At 57.4% G+C, this 24,333-nt stretch carries 23 protein-coding genes; 11 read left to right on the forward strand and 12 right to left on the reverse strand.

The genetic code is table 11. From position 1 onward, the window contains the following. Positions 1 to 120: 120 nt before the first annotated feature. Both AC2D8P_RS02745 and AC2D8P_RS02750 read left to right on the forward strand, forming a co-directional pair. On the forward strand, positions 121 to 468 hold the full coding sequence (locus AC2D8P_RS02745; RefSeq protein WP_484700589.1) for a DUF983 domain-containing protein: 348 nt from the start codon (positions 121 to 123) through the stop codon (positions 466 to 468). Continuing rightward, positions 461 to 1,171: an NUDIX hydrolase gene (locus AC2D8P_RS02750; RefSeq protein ID WP_484700230.1), complete on the forward strand. Its 711-nt coding sequence runs from the start codon at positions 461 to 463 to the stop codon at positions 1,169 to 1,171. Before AC2D8P_RS02745 ends, AC2D8P_RS02750 begins: the two co-directional genes overlap by 8 nt. Before the next feature lie 3 nt (positions 1,172 to 1,174). Here the strand turns inward: AC2D8P_RS02750 and AC2D8P_RS02755 are convergent, their stop codons facing one another. The 3 genes from AC2D8P_RS02755 to AC2D8P_RS02765 are packed head-to-tail and all read right to left on the reverse strand — an operon-like array spanning position 1,175 to position 3,266. Further along, on the reverse strand, positions 1,175 to 2,083 hold the full coding sequence (locus AC2D8P_RS02755; RefSeq protein WP_484700233.1) for a DMT family transporter: 909 nt from the start codon (positions 2,081 to 2,083) through the stop codon (positions 1,175 to 1,177). A gap of 54 nt (positions 2,084 to 2,137) precedes the next feature. After that, positions 2,138 to 3,046, reverse strand: a complete 909-nt coding sequence (locus AC2D8P_RS02760; RefSeq protein WP_484700235.1) for a fatty acid desaturase — start codon at positions 3,044 to 3,046, stop codon at positions 2,138 to 2,140. After that, positions 3,039 to 3,266, reverse strand: a complete 228-nt coding sequence (locus AC2D8P_RS02765; RefSeq protein WP_484700237.1) for a DUF2061 domain-containing protein — start codon at positions 3,264 to 3,266, stop codon at positions 3,039 to 3,041. Before AC2D8P_RS02765 ends, AC2D8P_RS02760 begins: the two co-directional genes overlap by 8 nt. A 103-nt stretch (positions 3,267 to 3,369) precedes the next feature. Between AC2D8P_RS02765 and AC2D8P_RS02770 the strand changes: the two genes are divergently transcribed. Next, a complete protein-coding gene (locus AC2D8P_RS02770; protein ID WP_484700239.1) occupies positions 3,370 to 4,233 on the forward strand; it encodes a helix-turn-helix domain-containing protein in 864 nt (287 codons plus the stop codon). Here AC2D8P_RS02770 and AC2D8P_RS02775 read toward each other — a convergent pair. Continuing rightward, positions 4,230 to 4,991: an SDR family oxidoreductase gene (locus tag AC2D8P_RS02775; RefSeq protein ID WP_484700240.1), complete on the reverse strand. Its 762-nt coding sequence runs from the start codon at positions 4,989 to 4,991 to the stop codon at positions 4,230 to 4,232. The two genes, AC2D8P_RS02770 and AC2D8P_RS02775, sit on opposite strands and share 4 nt — an antisense overlap. A 108-nt stretch (positions 4,992 to 5,099) precedes the next feature. Next, positions 5,100 to 6,143, reverse strand: coding sequence for an aldo/keto reductase (locus AC2D8P_RS02780; RefSeq protein ID WP_484700242.1), 1,044 nt, complete (start codon positions 6,141 to 6,143; stop codon positions 5,100 to 5,102). A 98-nt stretch (positions 6,144 to 6,241) separates the two neighbouring features. On the opposite strand from AC2D8P_RS02780, the gene AC2D8P_RS02785 reads away from it, so the two are divergent. The 6 genes from AC2D8P_RS02785 to AC2D8P_RS02810 all read left to right on the forward strand — a co-directional run bounded on the left by AC2D8P_RS02785 (position 6,242) and on the right by AC2D8P_RS02810 (position 12,603). Next, positions 6,242 to 6,862 (forward strand): ImuA family protein, encoded by a 621-nt coding sequence (locus AC2D8P_RS02785; RefSeq protein WP_484700243.1) that lies wholly within the window; start codon positions 6,242 to 6,244, stop codon positions 6,860 to 6,862. Between the two features lie 35 nt (positions 6,863 to 6,897). After that, positions 6,898 to 7,488: a YceI family protein gene (locus AC2D8P_RS02790; RefSeq protein WP_484700245.1), complete on the forward strand. Its 591-nt coding sequence runs from the start codon at positions 6,898 to 6,900 to the stop codon at positions 7,486 to 7,488. Next, positions 7,488 to 8,033, forward strand: a complete 546-nt coding sequence (locus tag AC2D8P_RS02795; RefSeq protein WP_484700247.1) for a cytochrome b — start codon at positions 7,488 to 7,490, stop codon at positions 8,031 to 8,033. Before AC2D8P_RS02790 ends, AC2D8P_RS02795 begins: the two co-directional genes overlap by 1 nt. A 99-nt stretch (positions 8,034 to 8,132) precedes the next feature. Continuing rightward, complete coding sequence (locus AC2D8P_RS02800; RefSeq protein ID WP_484700249.1) at positions 8,133 to 9,356, forward strand: MFS transporter; 1,224 nt, start codon at positions 8,133 to 8,135, stop codon at positions 9,354 to 9,356. An 84-nt stretch (positions 9,357 to 9,440) separates the two neighbouring features. After that, entirely contained in the window at positions 9,441 to 11,186 is a 1,746-nt protein-coding gene (metG, locus tag AC2D8P_RS02805; RefSeq protein ID WP_484700251.1) for a methionine--tRNA ligase, read from the forward strand. Between the two features lie 169 nt (positions 11,187 to 11,355). Beyond that, the gene (locus AC2D8P_RS02810; RefSeq protein WP_484700253.1) at positions 11,356 to 12,603 is read left to right on the forward strand and encodes an NAD(P)/FAD-dependent oxidoreductase; all 1,248 of its coding nucleotides are present in this window, start codon (positions 11,356 to 11,358) and stop codon (positions 12,601 to 12,603) included. Positions 12,604 to 12,610: 7 nt separating this feature from the next. On the opposite strand, the gene hemP is transcribed toward AC2D8P_RS02810, so the two are convergent. From hemP to AC2D8P_RS02830, 4 genes are all read right to left on the reverse strand, one after another. Then, the gene (gene hemP, locus AC2D8P_RS02815; RefSeq protein WP_484700590.1) at positions 12,611 to 12,742 is read right to left on the reverse strand and encodes a hemin uptake protein HemP; all 132 of its coding nucleotides are present in this window, start codon (positions 12,740 to 12,742) and stop codon (positions 12,611 to 12,613) included. A 164-nt stretch (positions 12,743 to 12,906) separates the two neighbouring features. Beyond that, complete coding sequence (locus AC2D8P_RS02820) at positions 12,907 to 16,164, reverse strand: translocation/assembly module TamB domain-containing protein (protein ID WP_484700255.1); 3,258 nt, start codon at positions 16,162 to 16,164, stop codon at positions 12,907 to 12,909. After that, positions 16,164 to 17,960, reverse strand: coding sequence for an autotransporter assembly complex protein TamA (locus tag AC2D8P_RS02825; RefSeq protein ID WP_484700256.1), 1,797 nt, complete (start codon positions 17,958 to 17,960; stop codon positions 16,164 to 16,166). The genes AC2D8P_RS02820 and AC2D8P_RS02825 overlap by 1 nt, the downstream gene beginning before the upstream one ends. Positions 17,961 to 18,091: 131 nt before the next feature. After that, positions 18,092 to 18,508, reverse strand: coding sequence for an Hsp20/alpha crystallin family protein (locus tag AC2D8P_RS02830; protein ID WP_484700258.1), 417 nt, complete (start codon positions 18,506 to 18,508; stop codon positions 18,092 to 18,094). 132 nt (positions 18,509 to 18,640) lie between these two features. Between AC2D8P_RS02830 and dtd the strand changes: the two genes are divergently transcribed. Continuing rightward, on the forward strand, positions 18,641 to 19,078 hold the full coding sequence (gene dtd / locus AC2D8P_RS02835; protein ID WP_484700592.1) for a D-aminoacyl-tRNA deacylase: 438 nt from the start codon (positions 18,641 to 18,643) through the stop codon (positions 19,076 to 19,078). A gap of 95 nt (positions 19,079 to 19,173) precedes the next feature. Beyond that, positions 19,174 to 19,413, forward strand: coding sequence for a hypothetical protein (locus tag AC2D8P_RS02840; protein WP_484700259.1), 240 nt, complete (start codon positions 19,174 to 19,176; stop codon positions 19,411 to 19,413). A 438-nt stretch (positions 19,414 to 19,851) separates the two neighbouring features. Here AC2D8P_RS02840 and gcvP read toward each other — a convergent pair whose 3' ends face one another. From gcvP to gcvT, 3 genes are all read right to left on the reverse strand, one after another. Continuing rightward, positions 19,852 to 22,704 carry an aminomethyl-transferring glycine dehydrogenase gene (gene gcvP / locus AC2D8P_RS02845; RefSeq protein ID WP_484700261.1) on the reverse strand — a complete coding sequence of 951 codons (2,853 nt, stop codon included), beginning with the start codon at positions 22,702 to 22,704 and terminating at the stop codon, positions 19,852 to 19,854. A 71-nt stretch (positions 22,705 to 22,775) separates the two neighbouring features. After that, positions 22,776 to 23,141: a glycine cleavage system protein GcvH gene (gcvH, locus tag AC2D8P_RS02850; protein ID WP_484700263.1), complete on the reverse strand. Its 366-nt coding sequence runs from the start codon at positions 23,139 to 23,141 to the stop codon at positions 22,776 to 22,778. Between the two features lie 17 nt (positions 23,142 to 23,158). Next, on the reverse strand, positions 23,159 to 24,265 hold the full coding sequence (gene gcvT, locus AC2D8P_RS02855) for a glycine cleavage system aminomethyltransferase GcvT (RefSeq protein ID WP_484700265.1): 1,107 nt from the start codon (positions 24,263 to 24,265) through the stop codon (positions 23,159 to 23,161). Positions 24,266 to 24,333 lie beyond the last annotated feature (68 nt).

A 24,333-nucleotide genomic window follows, 5' to 3' on the forward strand; every position in this document is an offset into this window, starting at 1 on the left:
GCAAGCATCCCTTTTATCTGCGCACCACAAGCGTTATCTTGCACCCATCAATGCGAACAGGAGCTCCCCGTGGCTGAAGCAACCCTTGCACTCACTGACGAACGTGCGATTAAACCCGCAATGCTGCGTGGTTGGCGTCGGAAATGCCCCAATTGCGGCTCTGGCCCCTTGCTCAGCGGGTATCTGAAAGTGCGCGAAACTTGTGCGACCTGTGAACAGGAATTGCACCATCACCGCGCCGATGACGGCCCGGCCTATTTGACCATCCTGATCGTCGGGCATCTGATGGCCCCGATCATTCACATTATGTACACACAGCTGCGCCCCGATCCACTGATCTTGGCCAGTGTCCTGTCCATCGGATGTGTGGCGCTATCACTTTACCTGCTACCGCGCCTGAAAGGCGCCATTGTCGGTTTCCAATGGGCCAAACGCATGCACGGTTTTGGCCGGGCTGCCAATGCCTGATCCCGTGGTCGACAAAACTGCCATTCGGCACGCGTCCACAGTTATCCTTTTGCGAGATGGTGAAACGAACCCTCGGGTTTTGATGGGCCAGCGCGGTTCCAAAGCTGCCTTCATGCCATCCAAATTTGTCTTTCCCGGCGGTGCCGTGGATCAGGGGGATCATGATATTCCTCTGGCAAACACCATGTCGGTGGATCTTTGCGCAGCTTTAGCCGAAGATGCCGAACCGTCCTTGGTGCATGGTCTACAGGTCGCCGCGATCCGCGAAATGTGGGAAGAAACCGGCCTGATCCTTGGGCAACGTGGGGATTGGTCCAGGCCGCCGCCCGTTGACTGGGCCAGCTATGCCAAAACCGGCTTCGTCCCAAGTGCCGCTGAATTCAGTTTCGTCTTTCGCGCCATTACACCACCCGGACGTCCGCGTCGGTTCGATGCAAGGTTCTTTCTGGCCGATGCCAGCGCCATTCAGGGCGATCCCGATGATTTCTCTCGCGCTTCTGATGAGCTGTCACAGCTGCAATGGGTAGCGTTAAGCGACATGCGCAACTATGACCTGCCGTTCATCACGCAGGTGGTTCTGGCCGAAATTGCAGAGATTGCCCGCACAGGTCAGCAAACAGGCGGGGTCCCGTTCTATAAAAACGATGATGAACAAAGCCTGTTTTTGCGTTTGGGTGGCCGCAGCCCGCTACATTCGATCTGACGATCAGGTTATCGCCAGGGCCAGCACGACAATACTCAAGACAATCAATGCCATTGCCCAGATTTCCCTTGGGCTGGTTTTTTCCTTAAACACCATGATCCCGGCCAGAAAGCTAAAGATCAGCTCCACCTGCCCCAAAACCTTTACATAGGCCGCATTCTGAAGGGTAAAGGCAGTGAACCAGCAAAAACTTCCGATCATGCTGGTGATCCCCACCAACGCTGCCACGCGCCATGCCCGCAGAACGCGCGCGATCTCGCCTCGTTCGCGCCATGCCATCCATGCCGACATAATCGCCGTTTGATAGGTGGTCACAATCGCCAGCGTAAATCCCGCACGCAGGATCACGTCTTCGGACCCCAATGATAGCGAGGCTCCGCGATACCCGATCGCAGAAATCCCGAACAGAAATCCCGACAGCAGCCCCAATCCGGCAGCGTGATTGAAATATCGCCCAATCCCCACGCCACTCTTCGCATCAGGGGGATCAGACAGCAACACAACGCCAACAAATCCGATGGCAATCGCCACCACCGCCAGCGAGGACACCCCCTCCCCCAGCACGACCAGCCCGACTAGTGCGGTTTGCAGAACTTCGGTTTTTTTAAAAGTGATCCCGACAGCAAAATTGCGATGCTGAAACAGCGCCACAACACACATCGTCGCCAATATCTGCGCCAAGCCACCGGAAAAGGCAAAAGCCCAGAACCCTTGAGGAATGGCCGGGAAGGATTCCCCACGCGCGTTGACGTAAAGCGTGATTAGCACCCAAACCAGTGGCGCCGAAAATGCAAAACGCGCAAAGGTCGCCCCTGCCGTAGACAAGGCCGCCGAACGCAGTTGTTTTTGCAACATGAACCGCAGGTTCTGCGAAAACGCTGCAGCAATTGTGACATAGACCCAAGCCGCCATGCCCGTTCTTCCCCCGGGCACGCCAAACTGTCCAGACCTATTCGCAGAAACCCGCTACTTTACGGGCCAAATGGGGTGTGCAACGGGATCTTTTCGCCGGAATAGAAACCGACGAAATACCGATGCATAAGACCGAAAATAATATCCGCCATTGCGTTCCAAAAACGCCTCACGATTGGCGCGAAACAGCGTTGGCAACGCGTACCAGGGCACCCCAGGATGTGCATGATGAACGCTGTGAAAGTTGTTGTTTAAAAACAATAATGACAATACTCCGCGATCTTCAATCACCACAGTGCGGCCTTCGGCCTGTTCATGTGCCTTATGTTCCAGAAAAGTTCTGATTTTCAGGATCGATGTTCCGCAATAGGCACTCAGGATATATAGCCACACCGGCATCTGGCCAACGCTGACCACCCACCACAAAACAAGCGCCACACCGGGAATATGCATCAGCCATCCCATCATGACAGATCGCTCGCCCTGCCGGATTGCCTGCAGGTCGCATCGCATAAACGCATATAGCGAAATCAGCGCCCCAATCATCAGTCGGCCGATCAAAGTGTTGTTGAAACTCAACACCGCCCGTTTCCAACCGGGATAACCCGCCCATTCGTCAGGTGTGACAAAATTGGATTCCGGGTCATCATAAGGATCCGTCAGGCGTTCATCCTGATGGTGCTGCAAATGCGTATCGCGAAACCGCATATACGGGATCATCAGACCCGGCGCCGGAAAAACCAGCGCCTCGCTCAGACGTCGATTGCGAAATGGATGGCCATGCAGCACCTCATGTTGCAACGATGAATGCAGGGTGATCGCCAGCACGGTCACTACAAACCCCACAGGCAAGGATAACGCACTGATCAGCGTTGTGCCCAAGACCCACGCCACATAGCAGACAATGACCAGCAACAAGGTTGGCCATTCAATTGCGGGCACTGTTTTTGCGCTCTCAGACATTCGCACCGCGCCCCCGGTCATCCGCTCTGCCCCAGGAAATCCGGTTCCAAACACGTTCATACAGGAAATAGATACACAACCCGATCAACGTATTGATCACTGCGATCAACCCACCGGAAGACATCGATCCGGTGACAACAAAGCCAACCAGAAACATGGTGGTCAGGCCCATCGCTTGCCAGCACAACGCCTTGATCCACGTGCGTAACTTCGTATCCATGAAACTATGATCCCCTTCGACATACAGGCCTATCGCCAGATCACGTTTTTGTGTATTCAGGGAATGCGAAACAAAACGAAACAATGTTTAATATATTAAACTAATGCCCCAAAATATCGACAAACGCCAACGCGCCCTTCTGTTTTCTCAACGCCTGAAAGACGGGTTAGAGCTGTCAGAGCACAATCAAAGCTCCCTCGCCCGGTCGGTCGGCGTGGATCGCTCGACAATCTCGCAATTGCTCAGCGGTGTGAATGTGCGATTGCCCAATGCGCAGGTCGCCGCAGGCTGTGCTGCAGCGCTTGGCGTCTCAGTCGACTGGCTCTTGGGTCTGTCTGAACGCCCTGAACGTGTGGCAGAGCTTTTGGCCGCGTCCGTCAGCCTGACCCAAGCCCCCCGCGCCATGGTCGACGAACAAATGCTGATCTGGCACAAAGAGGCCGCCGGGCAAAAAATCCGCCACGTCCCGGCCACCCTGCCCGACTTGCTGAAAACCAACGACATTTTGCGCTGGGAATACGAACCGCATCTGGGGCGCACGATTGATCAGGCCATTGGCGCGACCGAAGATACGCTAAACTATCTGCGCAATGCCCCTTCGGATTATGAAATCGCAATGCCGCTTTACGAGTTACACTCTTTTGCCCATGGCGAAGGATATTATCGCGGACTTGACCTAACCCATCGCATCGCACAGCTCGACAGGTTGGCGGAGCTTCACGATCAGCTTTATCCGCGTCTGCGCATCTATCAGTTTGACGCCCGAAAACTTTATTCCGCCCCACTAACCATTTTCGGCGTCCAGCTTGCAGCACTTTATCTGGGTCGAAACTATCTGGTTTTCCGCGATCTGGAACGGGTGGAGGCCATCCGCACCCATTTTGACAACCTGATACGAGAGGCAACAATTGCCTCCCGCGACCTTCCGCAGGCGCTACACATGTTGCGCGCAGAGATTACCGACTAAACCTTGGGGTCGGGGTTTTCCGTATGTCCGTCTACGGCAATGATCTGGCCAGATACAAACCGCGCCTGCGAACTGGCCAAAAACACCGCCATATTGGCAATGTCTGACGCCTCAACAAAACTACGCATCGATGTGCCAGAGGCATATCCTTCGTAAACCTGATCGCGTGTCATACCCTTGGCGGCGGCCTCGCGCTCCAACACCCCTTCCATACGCGGCCCCTCGACCGAGCCGGGGCAGATTGCATTGGCCCGGATGCCAAAAGGGCCCAGTTCCATCGCCAAGGTTTTCATCAATCCGATCATCGCCCATTTCGCTGCCGCATAGGGGGAACGGTTGGGATATCCGAAAATACCAGCGGTGGATGAGGTCAGGATCATCGCGCCAGCACCCGCCGCCTTCATCATCGGGGCCGCATATTTCGCCGCCAGAAACGCCCCTTCCAGATTGATCGACACGCATTTGCGCCAATCATCCAGCGCCACATCTTCGACCAGTGCCGTTGGCCCTGCGATCCCGGCATTCGCGCATAACACATCCAACCCGCCCCACTGGTCAGCGATCTCCTGAAACAATCCGGCCATTGCCTTTTCATCTGACGCATCCACAAGGCTGGCGCGCCACCCAGCATCCACGCCAGCGATATGATCCTCAACCACATCTGTGATCCACACCTCAGCCCCGGCCGCGCTGAATGCCTCTGCCATGGCCCGCCCGATGCCCGCCCCTCCTGCGGTGATCAAAACTCTCTCGCCCATCACTGGCCTTCCTTTCGCTTAAAATACCTTGGGGTGAATGCGTCACAGACGCAGAGGGGCAAAGCCCCTAATCTTACAATTGGCCCAGCAATTCACCGCCATCTCGCCTCAATACGGCATTGGATGGGCCCGATGTGCCGCATTTATCTCTTCGACCAGCGCATCAGAAATCCCAACATCCACCGACCCCAACGCCACCTGTAACTGATCCAGATTGGTCGCTCCAAATATCGCTGTGCCCATAAAGGGCCGCGTCCGGCACCAAGCCAGTGCCATTTGCGGCAAGCTCAGCCCATGTCGGTCAGCAATATCCCGATAAGCCTCAATCGTGCCCCAGATCCGTGGTGTAACCCGCCCGCCCATTTCCGGCACGAGGGATCGCCGCGATCCTTGCGGGGTGACGTCTGGCGCGTATTTCCCGGTTAAGAATCCCGCCGCGAGCGGGGAAAACGCCAACAATCCCACGTCTTCATTCACCGACAGCTCTGCCAAATCCGTGTCATAGAGCCTGCACAGCAGCGAATATTCGTTCTGAATGCTTTGCACACGGGGCCAGCCACGCGCGTCGGATATGCGTAGCCACTGCGCTGTGCCCCAAGCCGATTCATTGGACAGGCCGAAATGCCTGATTTTGCCCTGATCTTTCAGCTTTTGCAGGGCCTCCAACGCATCCTCCATATGGTCAATCGTTGTGTCGCGGTCCTGATGTTCCGGGTGATAGTTCCAGTTTTTCCGAAACATATACGACCCGCGATTGGGCCAATGGAATTGATAGAGATCGATGTATTCGGTCTTTAACCGACGCAAAGACCCCTCAACCGTATCGGCGATCGTGGCGGATGTAATCGGCGCGCCATCGCGAATATTTCGGTATCCTTCGCCGGCATGTTTGGTGGCCAGAATGACCTCTTCCCGCCGCCCGGTGGCATCGAACCATTCCCCGATGATTTCCTCGGTCCGCCCGGCGGTTTCGGCGGATAAGGGATTTACCGGATACATCTCGGCCGTGTCGATGCAGTTCACACCATGACCCAGCGCCATATCGATCTGGGCATGTGCCTCTGCCGCCGTGTTTTGCGTGCCCCAGGTCATCGACCCCAGACACAGCTCGCTGACCTCCAGATCAGACCTGCCCAGCCGTTTCGTTCGCATATGACCTCCCGCGCGTTTTGGCGAACCTGCCCGATCCCTTCGGGGGGCTCAAGGGAAAAGTCATTGCGAACAAAGCATGAACATAATAATCTATCCAGATGACCCTGCTGATCCCCCATCGCGCCATGTCACACCTGTCAGAGCTGCCGTTTCTGAACGATCTGGCCCTGACCCGCGGTCGGGTTCATGAACTGTGCGGCGATGCGCGGACGCCTCTCGCCCTGATCATCGCGCGGGCTTGCAAGGGGGCGATCTTCTGGGTCCACACGCCCCGCAGCGGTGATCCGTTATTTGCACCCGGGCTGGCGCACTATATTGATCCGTCCCGCCTGTATCTGGTCCACACCTCCAGCCCTGAGGATACGCTTTGGACGGCAGAGGAAACCCTGCGCAGCGGTCAGGTCCCGTTGGTGATTGCAGAACTTCACACCCCTCTGCCCCTGACCCCGGTGCGCCGCCTGCATCTGGCCGCCCAAAGCGGCAGCGCGGGCCGCCGCACATCTGCCCCTGTGGGGCTGCTGCTCTGCCCCGGACAAGGCGGATCGCAAGGCGTGGACAGCCGCTGGCAGATGTGTGCCTGTGACGGTGGCGGGCATGGCGCGGGCTGGAAATTGACCCGCCTGCGCGCCCGTACCGCCCCGCCCAAATCCTGGTCCGTTCGGGAAAAGGACAGCCAGCCAATATTGGCCGATACACACGAAACGCTCACGGCAAAATGACTTTGGACGGGTCTAAGGCGTAGTATCCTTTCCCCATGAACATGACGACCCGCAGATCGATGCTTACCGGCCTCGCGGCCTATGGCCTGGCGCATAGCCCCGCCACACTTCACGCGGCGCCACAGTCGTACAGTCTGGATGACGCAAATTCCGAAGTCGGCTTTATCTGGAGGCTCGGGAACGACGCAATCCGGGGACAGATGCCCATTCTTCGGGCAGAGTTGACCATTGATGTCACCGATGTGCGCCGGTCCAGCGTTCAGGTAGATCTGGACGCAGCCAACGCTCGCGCCGGTTTCATCTTTGCCACACAGGCGCTTCGAGGGCCGAAAATGCTCGATGCGAACAACCACCCGATCATCCGCTTTCACAGTACCAACATACGCAAATCTGCAACGGGCGCCTCAATCGACGGACAGATCACAATTCGTGATGTAACCCGCCCAATTCGGCTAGAGGCTCGCCTGTTTCGACCAGCGGATAGCGCTCCGACCGATCTGGGCCATCTGAGAATCAATCTAGAGGGCACCATCAACCGCAGGGCATTTGGGGCGACCGGCTGGCCGGATATGGTCGCCGATGAGGTGCAGCTGGAAATCGATGTTTACATCAATGCGAGATCCTGATGAGATTGCAAAACACATCCCAAACCTATGGCAACATCAGCCGCGGCCTGCATTGGTTGATGGCCCTGGGCCTGATTTTCATGCTCGGCCTTGGCTGGCGCATCGCAAATATGGTTCCTTCACTGTCAAATCTCTGGCTTTACGGCCTTCACAAAAGCATTGGATTTTGCCTGCTGATCCTTGTCGTGCTTCGACTGATCTGGCATCGGTTCAGCCCCCCGCCGCCAGCCATCTCCACAAATGTACCCAATTGGCAGCTGTGGTTGTCGTCCCGGGTGCATTTTGTGATGTATCTGCTGATGTTGGCCATACCGCTGACCGGCCTACTTGCCAGTTCAGCGACTGGGATCAGCACCGTCTTGTTTGGCAGCATTGCTCTCCCACCACTCACACCGGTGTCGGAACGCTGGGAAAGCGTGCTTTTTGCTGCCCACAATGTGCTGACCAAAACATTCATTGGATTGGTCGTACTGCATATCGCAGGCGCCTTGCAGCGCCATTTCATCAAGCGTGATCAAACTTTAAGGCGAATGATCGGGCGATAACAAAACAATTGCCGAAATACGCCTTGAAAAATGTCGCAAAACCGGTAGGCCCGTCGTCAGCTTCCTATCAGGATACCCCTGAACAAAGAGCGATACCCGATGCGCCTGATCATTTCCTTTGCGGCCCTGTTTCTGTCTCTTGCTCTGATGCAGCTCTCGTCGGGCGGTGTGGGTCCTTTGGATGCGGTCTCTGGCATTGCTCTTGGATTTACCAAACAACAGATCGGTCTGTTGGGTTCAGCGCATTTTGTCGGCTTTTTTATCGGATGCTGGTGGGCGCCACGCTGGATGGGCACAATTGGTCACAGCCGCGCCTTTGCCGCCTTTGCCGCCGCGGGCGCAATTGGACTTATATCCCATACACTGACGGATGATCCCTATTTGTGGGCACTGTGCCGGGTGGCGTCCGGGATTTGCGTCGCCGGCAGCTATTCTGTGATCGAAGCCTGGCTAAATGCCAAAACTGAAAATGAACACCGGGGCCGGATGTTTGGCACCTACAGGATCGTCGATATCGGGTCATCGACCTGTGCACAATTGCTGATCGCCGTGCTAGAGCCCGCAAGCTATATCAGCTACAATATTCTCGTGATCCTGTGCTGCGCCTCGCTGCTGCCTTTGGCACTGACATCCCATAAACAACCTTCAACACCCCAAACCACGCGGCTGAAACCCTCCCTCGCATGGCGGATTTCTCCGCTTGGGGCGGTTGGCGTGGTGATCGCCGCCCTGTCCACAGCGGCGTTTCGCATGGTTAGTCCGCTTTACGGGATGGAAATTGGCCTGCGCGTGGATCAGATCGCATATTTTCTGGCCAGTTTCACCCTTGGCGGGGCGCTCGCGCAATACCCGATTGGATGGCTCGCGGATAAATACGACCGCCGCTGGGTGTTGATCTGGTTGTCCGGCCTGTCCGTGTTTTCGTGCATCATCTCTGTCAGTATCGGTGGGGTTGGCACGGCCTGGGTTTTGGTCGGCGCTGCCTTCTTTGGCTTTGCCACAATGCCGATTTTTTCGGTCTCTGCCGCCCATGCCAATGATTTTGCATCCGATGAACAACGGGTCGAACTGGCCGCATCACTGGTTTTTTGCTACGCCTTGGGCGCCATTGCCAGCCCCTATGTCGCCTCTGCTCTCATTGAACTATTTGGCTCTATGGCGCTGTTTGGCTTCATCGCTTTGGGCCATACCGCACTTGCACTCTTTGGCCTGAACCGCATGCGCAAACGCAGCAGTGTGGCGGAACGCACACCTTATACATATACGCCGCGTACATCATTCATCATCGGGCGAATGCTGTCGCGGTTCCGGGATCGAACCTGACCTCAGGCTTGGCGCAGATTGGGCCTAGAGCCTCACGCACCCTTGCGTTATGAGGGGCCGGAACTCTTTCAAGAAGGCTGATCAATGGCACGCATCCTCATCACCTCGGCGATCCCCTATATCAACGGGATCAAGCATCTGGGCAATCTTGTCGGCAGCCAGCTTCCGGCTGACCTCTACGCCCGGTACATGCGCGGCCGTGGGCATGAGGTGATGTTTCTCTGCGCCACGGACGAACACGGCACCCCGGCAGAATTGGCCGCGGCCAAGGCGGGCCAGCCAGTCGATACCTATTGCCGCGAAATGCATGCTGTGCAGACAGAGCTGTCCAACGGTTTCCGCCTGTCTTTTGACCATTTCGGCCGCTCCTCCAGCCCGCAAAACCATCGCCTGACCCAGCATTTTGCAGGCCGTCTGGCCGATGCTGGCCTGATCGAAGAAGTGGTCGAGCAACAAATCTATTCCGCCACCGATGGCCGTTTCCTGCCGGACCGGTATGTCGAGGGCACCTGCCCCAACTGCGGCTATGACAAGGCCCGTGGCGACCAGTGTGAAAACTGTACCAAACAGCTTGACCCGACAGACCTGATCGACCCGCGCTCCGCCACCTCCGGCGCCACCGATCTGGAGGTTCGTGAAACCAAACACCTGCATCTGCGCCAATCCGCGATGAAGGACCAACTCAACGATTGGATCACTTCCAAACACGACTGGCCCGTCCTGACCACCTCCATCGCCAAGAAATGGCTGCACGATGGTGACGGGTTGCAAGACCGCGGCATCACCCGCGATCTGCACTGGGGCGTGCCGGTGAAAAAAGGCGATCAGGACTGGCCGGGGATGGAGGGCAAGGTCTTCTACGTCTGGTTCGACGCGCCCATCGAATATATCGCCTGTTCCGCCGAATGGGCCGAAGCACACGGCAAGCAAGACGCCGATTGGCAACGTTGGTGGCGCACCGACAAGGGCGCCGATGACGTGCGCTATGTCCAGTTCATGGGCAAAGATAACGTACCGTTCCACACCCTGTCTTTCCCCGCGACGATACTGGGCACCAATGCCCACAACGCGGCCACCGGATCTTCCGAGGCATGGAAGATGGTCGATTACATCAAGTCCTTCAACTACCTCAACTATGACGGCGGCCAATTTTCGACCTCTCAAGGGCGTGGCGTCTTTATGGATCAGGCGCTGGACATCCTGCCCGCCGATTACTGGCGCTGGTGGTTGCTAAGCCACGCCCCGGAAAACTCTGACAGCGAGTTCACTTGGGAAAACTTCCAGGCCTCCGTCAACAAAGACCTCGCTGACGTTCTAGGCAACTTCGTCAGCCGCATCACCAAATTCTGCCGCTCTAAATTCGGCGAAGAGGTGCCCGCTGGCGGCGACTACGGCCCGCAGGAAGAGGCCCTGATAGAGGCCCTGACCACCCGCATCCGCGCCTATGAGGGCCATATGGACGCGATGGAGGTGCGAAAATCCGCATCTGAACTGCGCGCCATCTGGGTTCTGGGCAACGAATACCTGCAAGAGGCCGCCCCCTGGGCCGCCTTCAAAACCGACCCGGACCGCGCCGCCGCAGTGGTACGTCTGGCCCTGAACCTGATCCGCCTCTACGCGGTTCTCTCGCGCCCCTTCATTCCTGACGCCAGCGCCGCCATGCTGACCGCGATGAACACCGACAGTGCCGATTGGCCCGGTGACATTGATCAGGCGCTGGCCACTCTCGCCCCCGGCCACGCCTTCACCGTTCCCGATGTCCTCTTCGCCAAAATCAGTGACGAAGAACGCGAAGCCTGGCAGACAAAATTCGCAGGCGTACGACAATAACACCCCCTAATCCAAGACGAATTCCGGGGCACCCGCCCCTTCCATTCGCCAAAAATACCTCGGGGTCCGGGGCAGCGCCCCGGTTCTACCCCAACCACCCGCATCACCCCTGAAATATCCCTTGTCAGCACCCGCCACCTTAGGTCTATTCAGCGTGATCGGAGGCTCAATGTCAGACAAACCCATCATTGTTATCGGTGCGGGCATATGCGGCGTGTCCACGGCCATCTGGCTGCAACGCAGCGGTCACCGCGTGATCCTTGTCGACAAGGACAAGCCTGGCATGGCAGCGTCCTTCGGCAATGCTGGATTGATCGCACAATGGGCGGTGGTTCCGGTAACTTCGCCCAGCCTGTGGCGTGATGCGCCGAAATACCTGCTTGATCCCAACAGCCCACTGTTCATGAAATGGGGATATGTCCCCAAGATGCTGCCGTGGATTATGCGTTTCATGTCTCACGCCACCGACAGCGGCACCAGACGCATCGTATCCCATCTGGCTCCGATCCTCACCGATGCGGTTGATCAGCACAAATCGCTGGTACGTGGCACGCCGTTGGAACACTGGGTGCGCGACAGTAAATTCAGCTATGCCTATCCGTCAGAGGCCGCCTTTAACGCCGATGCCTATAGCTGGGAAATGAAAAAACTGGCAGGCTTTAACCCCACTGTCCTAACCGGCCCCGCCGTGCAGGAGGAAGAACCCATCCTGGGGGCCGCAGTCGGATGCCTTGCCCAGCTTGAAGGGCACGGCCACATCACCAATCCGGGTCAATATGTGACAGAACTGGCCCAACATTTTGCCCAGCAGGGCGGCACCGTGTTGCAGGCCGAAGTTCAGGACATTCACACAGGCCCCGACGGGCGCGTCACCCATATCGATACCGATTGCGGGCAAATCGATTGCCATAAGGCCGTCGTAACGGCGGGGATCTGGTCCAAAGAGTTGATAAAACGGCTAAAGCTGAAAATCCCGCTGGAAACAGAACGCGGTTATCATGTTCTGTTTGAAAACCCATCTGAAACCCCGCGCAACCCAATGATGATCTACAAGGGAAAATTCGCCGTCAATCCAATGGATATGGGATTGCGCTGTGCTGGCACCGTTGAGTTGGGCGATCATCTGGCCGGACCCAGCAAGGCCCCGATCAAACTGATCAAACGACACGCGCAAACAGCCTTCCCCAATCTGACATACAGCGGCACGCAGGAATGGATGGGCTTCCGCCCCTCCACACCCGACAGCCTGCCAGTGATCGGTGAGGTGGGGAAATCCGGCATTTTTACCGGCTTTGGTCATCAGCATATCGGCCTGACGGCAGGCCCCAAAACCGGTCGCCTATTGGCGCAAATCATTGATGCTCAGACCCCGAATATCGATATGGCTCCTTATCACCCGGCGCGCTTTGCACGCTAAAGTGCGCTCACTTCGTCAGGATCAGTTTTCCAGCCCGAGTGATGCGTAGTGTGTAGATTTTCCCATCCAGTTCGATATTGGCGACCGACCCGCCCCGAGTTAACGCACGCGCATCATGGGCGGGCAAAATCTCGTGCATATCACGTTTGATTGATTGCTTGCTAAAATCTATCATCGCATTCATGGCGACCCCCGGACTGATGGCTGAATGACTGGCTCCCCGGCAGGGTGGCTGTGTTTGATCCATTATCTGACTATTTTTATCGGATATGTCAATTCCGGATTTCGAATAATCTTATCTGGTCAGTAATCGCGCTCAAAAAAGATACCGATACTGGTGTCGCCGTCCTGCCCCAGTCCCCCCTTGACCGTGACAGAAGGGCTTAAATCCAGGATCAGGTTGATGTCAGAACTTCCATCCTGCCCCACCTCCACTTCGGTATACAGATTGTCCGACAGGTACTTACCGGCCTTGACCTCTGTGCCACCCTCGTCTGAACTGGTGACATCAAAATCATCCAACCCGAACTTTTGCCGCAAGGTTCCGACCAATCCCTCGCCGCCATGCCCGGCCAGCGTCGCAACTGCCGCTGCCAACTGTGCGGCCTGAAACGCAGATATTTCTGTAATCGACCGGCCAAACAACAACAGTGCCAGCACTTCATCCTCGGGCAGGTCCGGTTGAGAGGTAAAGCTGATTTCCGGATTTTCCGCCTGCCCCTCAACCGTCACAAACACTTCTGCATCCGGCGCGTCCGCCGTCGCCACCATCCGCATCCATGGCGACAGGCTGCCCAGCATCTGCACCAGCCCTTCGGTCAGCGTCAGGCGTCGGCCCAGAATGTCCAAACGACCCCGGATCAGTTCCAAGCCGCCTTCGGGCTCAACCTCTGATGTCGTGCCTTTGATGCGCACCGATCCCCCCAGTTCAGCGTCCAGACCGCGCCCCCGAACAAAAATCTTGCCCGGCGCATTAACCAGAATATCCAGCGGATACACCGCAGCAGAACCGCCTTGGCTCTCATCCTTGATCAATCCCGCCCGCGCACGGGATTGCCGAACGGCGGCGGGCTCATTCACATGGGCCAGATCCGGCAAGCTTCCAATCCCGGGGCCAGAACTAGACGGCACCCGAATTTCCGTTTCCAACATATCAATGCGGCCGCGGATTTGCGCACCACCGGCCAAGGGGCCGTCGACGGTGATATCCGCATTCAGCCGCGCATCATAAAGTTCTGGGTCAATCAGACGCGCCCGGTCCAGGTTTAGATTCAGCGCCCCGGAAAATGGGGCTGTCAGCCCGACATTCCCGCCCAGCGTCACCCGCCCACCAGAGGCCAGCGCGCCGCGCAGATCAAGCTCTGCCCGTGCCTCTGCGACATCAACGCTCACCTGAACCCCGCGCAACGCAGTACGCAAATTTGGCGCGGAAAATCGCGCATCTGACGCAGACAGTCGACCACTGAGAGAGGTCAGCGTCAAAGGCCCGCGCAGCCCTATATCCAGATCCGCCATCCCCCCCATCGACCGCGGCGCGATCAGACCATTCAGCAACCCCAGCGCAAACCGGCCTGTCCCTCGTAAATCTGCAGCCTGGCCATCTGGCGCGAGGCTCCCCGCGACGGTTAAATCTGCATTTCCACCCTGTTGGGCGCGCGCATTCACTTGCCAATCGCCGCCCCGCCGCGTGGCGGTTAGCGAACTGGTCAACGGGCCGCTAAACCCATCCACCAGAACCGCAATATCTTTCACCATTGCCTCTGCCGACAGGTCACCATCCTCGGCACCCAATCGCCCGTTGGCGTCCATCTGCACCTGCGGCGACGTCACACTTAGCTGGCGCAGGCTCAAACCGTTGGTGTCACGCAACAGCGACACTGAAAGATCCGATCGCCCCGCCAATAGCCGATCCGCTTCTGCCCGACCAATCCGCAGGCTGTCCGCCCCACCATCCAGCTGCAGATCAAACGCCCCGCCCAGGGGTTTCACCCAACCCGCCAGATCAAACTGGGCCGCGCCGCCCAGATCGCGGCCCGCCAAATCCGCCCAGCGCGACAGGTCACGCGCATTGACCTGGACATTGCCGCTCATCCGCAGCGCATCAGACAGACCATCGATCATCAACCGGCCCAGCAGCCTGAAATCATCCCCGGCCAGCGCGAACTGCTGCAGCTCCAGCGGCTCACCACGATTCCACAGCGCCAATAGCGCCCCTGTAATGCGCTCTCCGGTCGCCTGACGCATGGCCGGATTGGTGAATCCGATCCCCTCCAGCGCATAGGCCATATCGGCAGTGATCTGTCCGATACCAACCCCGCCATCCCCACGCTCTATCCGGCCAGAACCGCCCACACGGGCCCGATCCAGTGCCAAATCGGGGCGCATGAGGCCCTCTACCGTTACGGCACCGGTCCACCGATTGCTCGCGGCAGCGTCATAGCTCAAAGAAAGCTCCGCCTGACGCAGTCGCGTTCCGAGCCCACGCCCAGGCAGCAAAACTGCATTGCCTTTGGGGTCTTCGATTTTGGCCTCCAGAGCGAAACGCTCCGGCCAGCCACCGGCACCGATTTCCGCCGCACCCTGCAGGTTCAGCGATTGTGCGTTCAGGGATAGGTCCTCAACCCGAACACCCTGCCCAGGTTGCCAATACACAGTGCTGGCCAATCGCAAGTCATCGCCGAAAAACGCCCGATGCTCTGGCGCAAAAAGTGGCGCAATATCGCCTTGCAGGTCAAAAACCGCGCGCCGCTCTCGGGTCTGCACCCATTCGGCATCGATCAGGGCCTCCAGTGCCAGCTCGCCAGCCAAGCGTTGGGTGCCATCAGTCTCCAACCCCAGTTTGGCAGAGTAGGCGTCAATCGGCCCCGCGCCGGTCACCCATAACCGCGCGGCCGGCGCGCCCGGCAGGTTCAACCGGGTGGCCACCAAACCACCTGCGGCCTCGCTCAAATCAATATTCAGCATCAATTCGCGTGAAGCATTGGCATAACTGCCTTCAACCACCCAGGTCCCGGCAATGTCATCCAGACGCTTCAGGGTCAGCGCCCCGTTGCCCGCACCATCGGCCAGTTGCATGTCCCCCTCAACAGATACACGCAGCGCCTGCCCCAGGATGGTTGCCCCCAGAGTGACCTCTTCAATGTCCAACTGTCCGATATTCACGGAAACTGGTAACTCCGGCAAGGCAAAGCCGGTAAACTCCGTCGCCGCTGCCTCTGGTGGTTTGGGTTCTGATTTTGGCAGGCGCGACAGGTCAATCTTTGCCGCGCTCAGCGTGTTGACCTCCACCCGTCCACGCAACAGCGCGGTGCGGCTCCAATCCAGCACCACATCTTCGAGGCTCAGCCAAATACCATCCGCATCGGCGATGGTCAGCTTTGCCATCGTGGCCTGCGAACTCAGCGCGCCAGCAAAGCCGGTGATGGTGACTTCCTGATCCTCGGTCGACAGGTTCTCTTCCAACAACCGGGTCAGATACCCCCGGTCATCCTCTGTCGTGTCCTGCGCCCAGGCCGCATATGCAAACATCACGGTGCAAAAGAGTATCGCCAGACCCCGCATCAGAACGCCTGCCCGATGCCGACGTAAAGCTGCACGCCGGACCCATCACCACCCACAGGCATCGCCAGATCCACCCGGATCGGTCCAATCCCGGTGTCATATCGCAGGCCCAAACCCGCGCCACCATGCCATTCGCCGCTGCCATCCGGCACGGATGCAGCACCAATATACCCCGCATCGACGAACCCAACGACGCCCCAGTCACCCTTGACTGCCAGGCGCGCCTCTGCCGACAGTCCCAGAAAGGATCGTCCGCCTCGACTGCGCCCGTCACCCAGATCAATATCCAGCGATTGATAGGATTGCCCGCGAACGGTGCCGCCCCCGCCCGAATAAAACAGATAATCCGGGGGCGCCGTGGCAACAGATGGCCCGGTGACCGATCCAAATTGCAAACGCCCGGCCAGTACCAGCTTTTCCGATATCGCATGATAGGTCCGCCCATCCGCGAACAGCCGCAGCCCGCTGGAACTTGCCCCAGACGTCAGAAACGGGCGCAGTTCGGAATAGAGATATGTCCCCCGCTTCGCATCCAGCGGCTCATCCCGCCGGTCCCAGGTGGCTGTCACCGGCAGGCTCAAAACATCCAGACTTGCACTGATAACCTGATCAGATACGCGAATATGCTGCCACTCCACAGCGACGCTTCCGCTCAGCTCCTCACTAAATCGCCGCTCCAAACCGACGCCCAGCGTATATTGATCGGCGGTGAAATCCGGCTCTTCCAACCGCTCTATCTGGAAATCGACAAACAGATCGCTTTCGGGATCAGGCGTTGCCGGTCGCGTATAGCGGGCCCCAAAGCTTAGATCGGTGCCGCCAGTTTCCCCGGTGACGCCCGCGATTTCGGCTTTCAACCTCAACCGTTCGGCGCCACCCAACAGATTGCGATGAATCCAATAGGCGCTAACCGTCGCCCCCTCGATCGTGGAATATTCGCCGCCAAAACCGATCCGCCGACGTTTTTCGTCCACGAGGTTTGCGGTCACATCCAACGTCCCATCCGGATTTGGCTCTTCGGCCTCGCGCAAGGCAACCGATCGAAATGTGCCGGTGCGGCGCAGCCTGCGGGCGACATCCTCCAGCTTTGCGGGGTCAAAGACCTCACCTTCGGGGAACCCGGCGATCTTGTGCACCCGTGATCCACGCACCCGGGTTGCCCCCTCCAGATGCAAAGTGCCAAACCGCAACTGCGGGCCGGGCTGCATCGTTAGTCGGGCGTCCAGAATTGCTCGCCTATGATCTGCCCTCAGCGATTGCGCGCCCAGATCGGCCTTGGCATGCCCGGCATCCCGCCACGCCGCAACGCCCGCCCGCGCGGCCTCTTGTATTACATCGCTTCGCGCAGGTTCACCCGTTTGAAATCCCGATGGGATGTCAGCCACCGGGGGTAAAGGGGCGACCTGCGCCTCACCAAACCGAAACACCGGGCCCGGTCGGACAATCAGGTCAATCCGATCAATGCGTCCGGGCGCATCAACCGCTGAAATCTCTGCCGCCTCACGCCCATCAACCTTGACCTGAATAACCCCGGAATAGCGCCCCTGCGCGTAAAGAACACCGGTCAGGCGCGCATAATCCGCCCGCGCTGCTGCCAGCACATCCTGCGGGTTACTGACCCCATCGCGTTTGGCGGCAAAGACCAGCGATGCCGCGCGCAAATCATCCTGCAAATCCTCTGATGCGTTTGGGGCAGACAGCGACACCGATTCCAACGCCTGCGCGGGTGCTGTCGCGACCAACCAAGGGGCCGCACATAGTACCAAACACAGCAAGAAATGGCGGCCAAGCCTCATGACATACCTCACACCATCAGGTGTGCAACACACCCGAGTCGTTTCAAACTTATCCGAACTCTCGGGTATGTTCAGTCACAGATCACGCCCGCCGCGCAGAATTGATCATTTTTCGGCCTATGGCCCGCGGATCAGGTGCTGATCGCGACCTTGCGTGCGCCGTCTGGGGCAGTATCGCCCTTGCGCGGGACAGAGATCGTCAAAACGCCGTCAGTCAGACTCGCGGTCACGGCCTCCTGATCTGCATCCGGTGGCAAACGGAAACTCCGACTGAACGCCCCGTACTGACGTTCGCTGAAATACCATTTGTCGCCTTTTTCCTCGCGCTCGGACTTTTTCTCGCCCTTCAATGTCACGATTCCATCGTGAACTTGCAGATCAACGTCAGCCTCTGCCACGCCCGGCAATTCCACGGCGATCCGATAGGCATCTTCACCTGATGACGCCTCTGATGCGGGTGCGATCCATTCCGCCAAACGCGCCCCCGCTGTTCGAAGCGGCTCATAGAGCGAGGGCCAGAAACCGCTGGTGTGGGACTTTTCAACCATTTTCGCCTCCTTTTCCCGCGTTTCCACTACGATTCTAGCAAATCCCACACATCGATGCCTTGACCTGCGTCACACGCTTGCGCAACCGGCCTGCCATCGCTAGGACCCACATGAAATATGAAAGGAACCCCGATGCGCGCGCTGATCCAAAGAGTGTCCCAGGCCTCTGTTTCCGTTGATGACCAAACCATCGGCGAAATCGACGCCGGCCTGATGATCCTGGTCTGCGCGATGCAGGGTGATACAGAGGCAAACGCCGACAAGCTTGCCGCAAAAATCGCAAATATGCGGATCTTTCGTGATGATCAGGACAAAACCAACCTATCGCTTCTAGATGTCGGTGGCGCAGCGCTGGTGGTCAGCCAATTTACCCTGTCGGCCGACATGTCCCGCGGCAACCGTCCTGGTTTTTCGGCGGCCGCCGCCCCGGCAGACGGGGAACGGCTTTATGAATACTTCGCACAACAACTGCGCGCACAGGGGATCCAGGTCGCTCAAGGCCAATTCGGAGCCGAAATGCAGGTGTCACTGATTAATGACGGCCCAATGACCATCTGGGCGGAATTTTAACGATCTGCTGATTGAGAAAGAAACAATCGTGCGCAATTGATCAAAATTTTGCCAAAGTTTTTAGCTAAGTTGTCTCCAATTAACGGAGAATACTAATGGTCCTTAGATACGCTTCAGCCTTTATTTTCATGGCCTTATTCGGCCTTCTTGGTGTGCTAATCATGACCGGTGGTCTGCCCGATCAAATTGGAAACTCCAAAGATTCCAAAATACTTCTTGGGGCGTTAAAAGACGCCGTAGACAACATTGGCGCGACCAATGCCGGCATTTATGCCCTCGCGGCCGCCCTGATTATCCCGCTTTTCTGTTTGTCTCACAAACGGGATGAGACATAGCAGCCACATAAAATTTCCGCGTTCTGCAAAGAACGAGTGGCTTGATATATTTCAAGTATGTCTGGAAGGAACGTCAAGGCAACATCGAATTGGTCCAGAGATCTCTCCCCATGTGACCGCTCTACTCTCGCCCTTATTTCGCCGTTTTCAACTCATAGCGTGTATTCAGGAATCGTGCACAATCCTTGATTTTGGGGGCGGTCAGGAAAATCACGTTCTGTGAGAGATGGAAAGGAACACACACATGGAAACGAACCCCGAAACCCAAAAACAGACAAAACCCATAAAACTTGCCGCTGCAGTCATTGTCTTTGCCGCGCTTGTGATGGCTATTGTGATGTATATGTGATCGTCCCGAAAGATCCCGAAATTCACAATTTCAAAGTAAAAAACGGGCCAGAAACCTCTGACCCGTTTTTCTTTTTCTGATTTCAGCCCTTATTCCGCCGCGTCGGCATAAGCCTCCATCGGTGGGCAAGTGCAGACAAGGTTTCTATCGCCATAGGCATTGTCCACCCGGTTGACCGGCGCCCAGTATTTATCCACCCGGAATGCACCAGCAGGATAACAGGCCTGTTCGCGTGTATAGGGGCGATCCCAATCACCAACCAGATCCTCCACCGTATGTGGTGAATTTTTCAGCGGGTTGTTTTCCGCGTCGATCTTGCCATCGATGATGTCCTGCGCCTCTGCCCGGATCGACAGCATCGCGTCACAGAACCGGTCAATCTCTGCCTTGGGCTCGGATTCTGTAGGCTCTACCATCAGCGTGCCCGCCACGGGCCAGCTCATCGTTGGGGCGTGGAAACCGTTATCAATCAGGCGCTTGGCAACATCATCAACGCTGACACCCGCACTATCGGCCAGTGGTCGCGTATCCAGGATACATTCATGCGCCACCCGACCATTCTCAGACGTGTAAAGGATGTCATAGGCATCCTTCAGCCGTGTCGCGATATAGTTGGCGTTCATGATCGCAACCTTGGTTGCCTGGGTCAGGCCCTCGCCGCCCATCAGCAACACATAGGCCCAGCTGACCGGCAGGATCGAGGGCGATCCAAACGGCGCAGCCGAAACTGGCCCGATCGCCGCATCACGTTCCGGGTGCCCTGGCAGATAGGGTGCCAGATGTGCCTTGACCCCAATCGGGCCCATACCGGGGCCACCCCCGCCATGCGGAATGCAAAAAGTTTTGTGCAGGTTCAGGTGGCTGACATCCCCACCGATAGAGCCGGGCCGCGCCAGACCTACCATCGCATTCATATTGGCCCCGTCGATATAGACCTGACCGCCATGTTTGTGGGTGATATCACACACTTCGGTCACGGTTTCCTCGAACACACCATGGGTCGACGGATACGTGATCATACAGGCCGCCAGATTATCCGAATGCTTTTCAGCCTTCTCGCGGAAATCCTCGACATCGATGTTGCCCTTGTCGTCCGATTTCACCGGCACAACCTTCCAGCCCACCATCTGGGCAGAGGCCGGGTTGGTGCCGTGCGCTGACGTTGGGATGATACAGATGTTGCGATGCTCTTCCCCCCGGCTGGCGTGATAACCGCGGATGGTCATCAGACCCGCATATTCCCCTTGGGCACCAGAATTTGGCTGTTGGGAAATCTCGTCATATCCGGTGATCTGACACAACTTGTCGTTCAGATCATCGATCATTTCCAGATATCCCTGCGCCTGATCATCCGGCACATAGGGGTGCATATTGGCGAACTCGGGCCAGGTGACCGGGATCATTTCGATCGTTGCGTTCAGCTTCATCGTGCACGATCCCAGCGGGATCATGGCGCGGTCCAGCGCCAGATCACGGTCAGCCAGACGCCGCATATAGCGGGTGATTTCCGCCTCTGACCGGTTCAGGTGGAAAATCGGATGATCCAAATAGCCGCTTTCGCGCAGCATATGTTCCGGCAACCGGTATTCGCGGTTGGCCTGGCTGTCATCGGTCATATCGCCGCCAAAGGCACGCCAGACGGCCTCGATCGTTTCCGGGCGTGTCTGCTCATCCAGCGAAATGCCAATCCGGTTATCGCCGATCTTGCGCAGGTTGATGCCCTCGTTGACCGCAGCCTTCAGCACGACACCCTGCAGCGCCCCGACATCCACGGTGATCGTGTCAAAGAACACCTCGGGCTCCACCTTGAAGCCCAGGCTTTCCAATCCTTTGGCCAGACGTGACGTTTTGCGATGCACTGATTGGGCAATCGCCTTGATCCCATCGGGGCCATGGTACACCGCATACATCGACGCCATGACGGCCAACAGCGCCTGCGCCGTACAGACGTTGGAATTGGCCTTCTCACGCCGGATATGCTGTTCACGGGTTTGTAATGACAGGCGATAGGCCTTGTTGCCGCGGCTGTCGATCGACACACCAATGATCCGGCCCGGCATACCGCGCTTATAGGCATCTTTACAGGCCATATAGGCCGCGTGCGGGCCGCCATAGCCCATGGGCACGCCAAAGCGCTGGGTAGATCCGACGGCAATATCGGCCCCCATTTCGCCCGGGCTTTTCAACAGCGCCAGCGCCAGCGGGTCAGCGGCAATAATCGCCAAGGCCTTGTTTTCATGCAGGCTGGCAATGATGTCAGTAAAATCACGGGCAATCCCGTAGGTACCCGGATACTGGAAGATCGCGCCGAAATACTGGCTGGCGTCGAAACTCAGCGGATCACCGGTTTCAACTTCGATGCCCAGGGGTTCTGCCCGGGTCTGGATCACAGCGATGTTTTGCGGATGGCAGTTTTCATCGACGAAGAATTTGTTCGACTTCGACTTTGCTGACCGTTTCGCCATCGTCATCGCTTCGGCCGCTGCGGTGGATTCATCCAAAAGCGACGCATTGGCGATATCCAACCCGGTCAGGTCAGTGATCAGCGTCTGGAAGTTCAAAAGTGCTTCTAGTCGCCCTTGCGAAATTTCTGGCTGATAGGGGGTGTAGGCCGTGTACCAGGCCGGGTTTTCCAGAATGTTGCGCAGGATGACCGGGGGCGTGGTGGTGCCGTAATAGCCCTGCCCGATCAAAGAGGTCAGAACCTTGTTCTTCGACGCCACCTGCTTCATGTGATGCAGCGCATCACGCTCTGTCATCGCCGGGCCCCAGTCCAGAGGTTCCGACTGACGGATCGCGTCTGGCACGGTATCATCGATCAACTGATCCAGTGTTGTGTATCCAATCACCTTCAACATATCGACCGTTTCCTGAAGGCTCGGTCCGATGTGGCGGCGGTTTGCGAAATCGTAAGCGGCGTAATCTGTAAGTTTGAACGGCATATATGCCCCCTATCATTGCCCACCCCGCCGGATTATCCGGCAAGGTGAATGTTGGGTAAAGTTGAGTGGTTTTAGCCGATAAAGGCTTTGTAGGCGTCAGCGTCCATCAAATCGTCTAGCTGGCTCGCATCGGTGATTTTGATTTTGTAGAGCCAGGAATCGCCTTCCGGGCTGGCATTCAGATCGCCGGGGGCATCCACCAGTGCCTCGTTGGCCTCGATCACTTCGCCGTCAACCGGTGCGTAGATTTCAGAGGCCGCCTTGACGGATTCGATCACGCCAATGTCGTCACCTTTTTCAAACTCGTCGCCCTCTTCCTTCAGTTCGACGAACACCACATCACCCAATTGCTCAGCAGCATGTTCAGTGATCCCGACGGTTGCGGTATCCCCTTCGACAACGACCCACTCGTGATCTTCTGAATAATAAGTTGCCATTTATATTTCTCCCAGAGTTAACGTTTGTAGTTTTGCTGCACGAATGGCAGGGATGCCACCGTCGCGGGTTGCGCTTTGCCACGCACGATCAGATTGACCTTTGTACCGGCCTCGGCGTGGCTGCTGGACACATAACCCAATGCGACCGGACCACCCGCTGTCGGACCAAACCCGCCAGAGGTGATCTGACCCAGAGTATTGCCAGCATCATCCTGAATTTCAACGCCTGCACGCGCCGGGGCCCGCCCATCTGGCTGAATTCCCACCAGTTTACGCGCCGGACCATTGGCAATTTCGCCCTGAATACGTTCCGCGCCTGGAAATCCGCCCTCTTCGCGGCGACGTTTCTGGATCGCCCACAACAGATTCGCCTCGATCGGGCTGGTGGTGCGATCAATGTCATTGCCATAGAGGCACAGACCGGCCTCCAACCGCAGACTGTCCCGTGCGCCCAGACCGGCAGGGCCACAATCCTCATGCGCCAGAAACGCGCGGGTGATCTCTTCTGCCCGGTCGTGGGGGATGGAAATCTCATAGCCATCTTCACCGGTATAGCCCAGCCGCGACACCCGGCATTCGGCCCCCATAATCTCCAACACCGTGGTTTCCATGAACTTCATGTCCACGGCAGCAGGGCATAGCGCACCCACCACATCCACGGCCTTGGGCCCCTGTACGGCAACCAACGCCCGGTCGGTGATTTCAATCACCTCAATCCCATCCAGATGGGCGCGCATATGCGGAATATCCTGATCGCGCATCGAGGCATTGACCACCACGAACAGATGATCGCCCGCGTTTGAAACGATCAAGTCGTCCAGAATGCCGCCATTCTCATCGGTGAAAAATGTGTACCGGGCTTTGCCTTCGGCCAGGGGTGTGATGCTGGCAGGCACCAGAGATTCCAGCTTTTCCGCCGCCCCGTCGCCGCGCAGCTCTACCTGCGCCATGTGCGACACATCAAAAACCGCCGCTTTTTCGCGGCATAGATTGTGCTCTCCCAGTACACCCATCGGGTACTGGACCGGCATCTCCCATCCCGCAAATCCAACCATTTTTCCACCAAGCTCTACATGTAAGTCATACAGTGGCGTGCGAAGCAGTTCGGTTTGATCTTGCGGCATTGGTGTTCCTCCGGTTTTAATTCTAAGCCCTACAGGCAAGTGTTCTGATCGGATCAAATGTTTCCTAT

This window comes from Roseovarius sp. YIN77, from assembly GCF_057219155.1.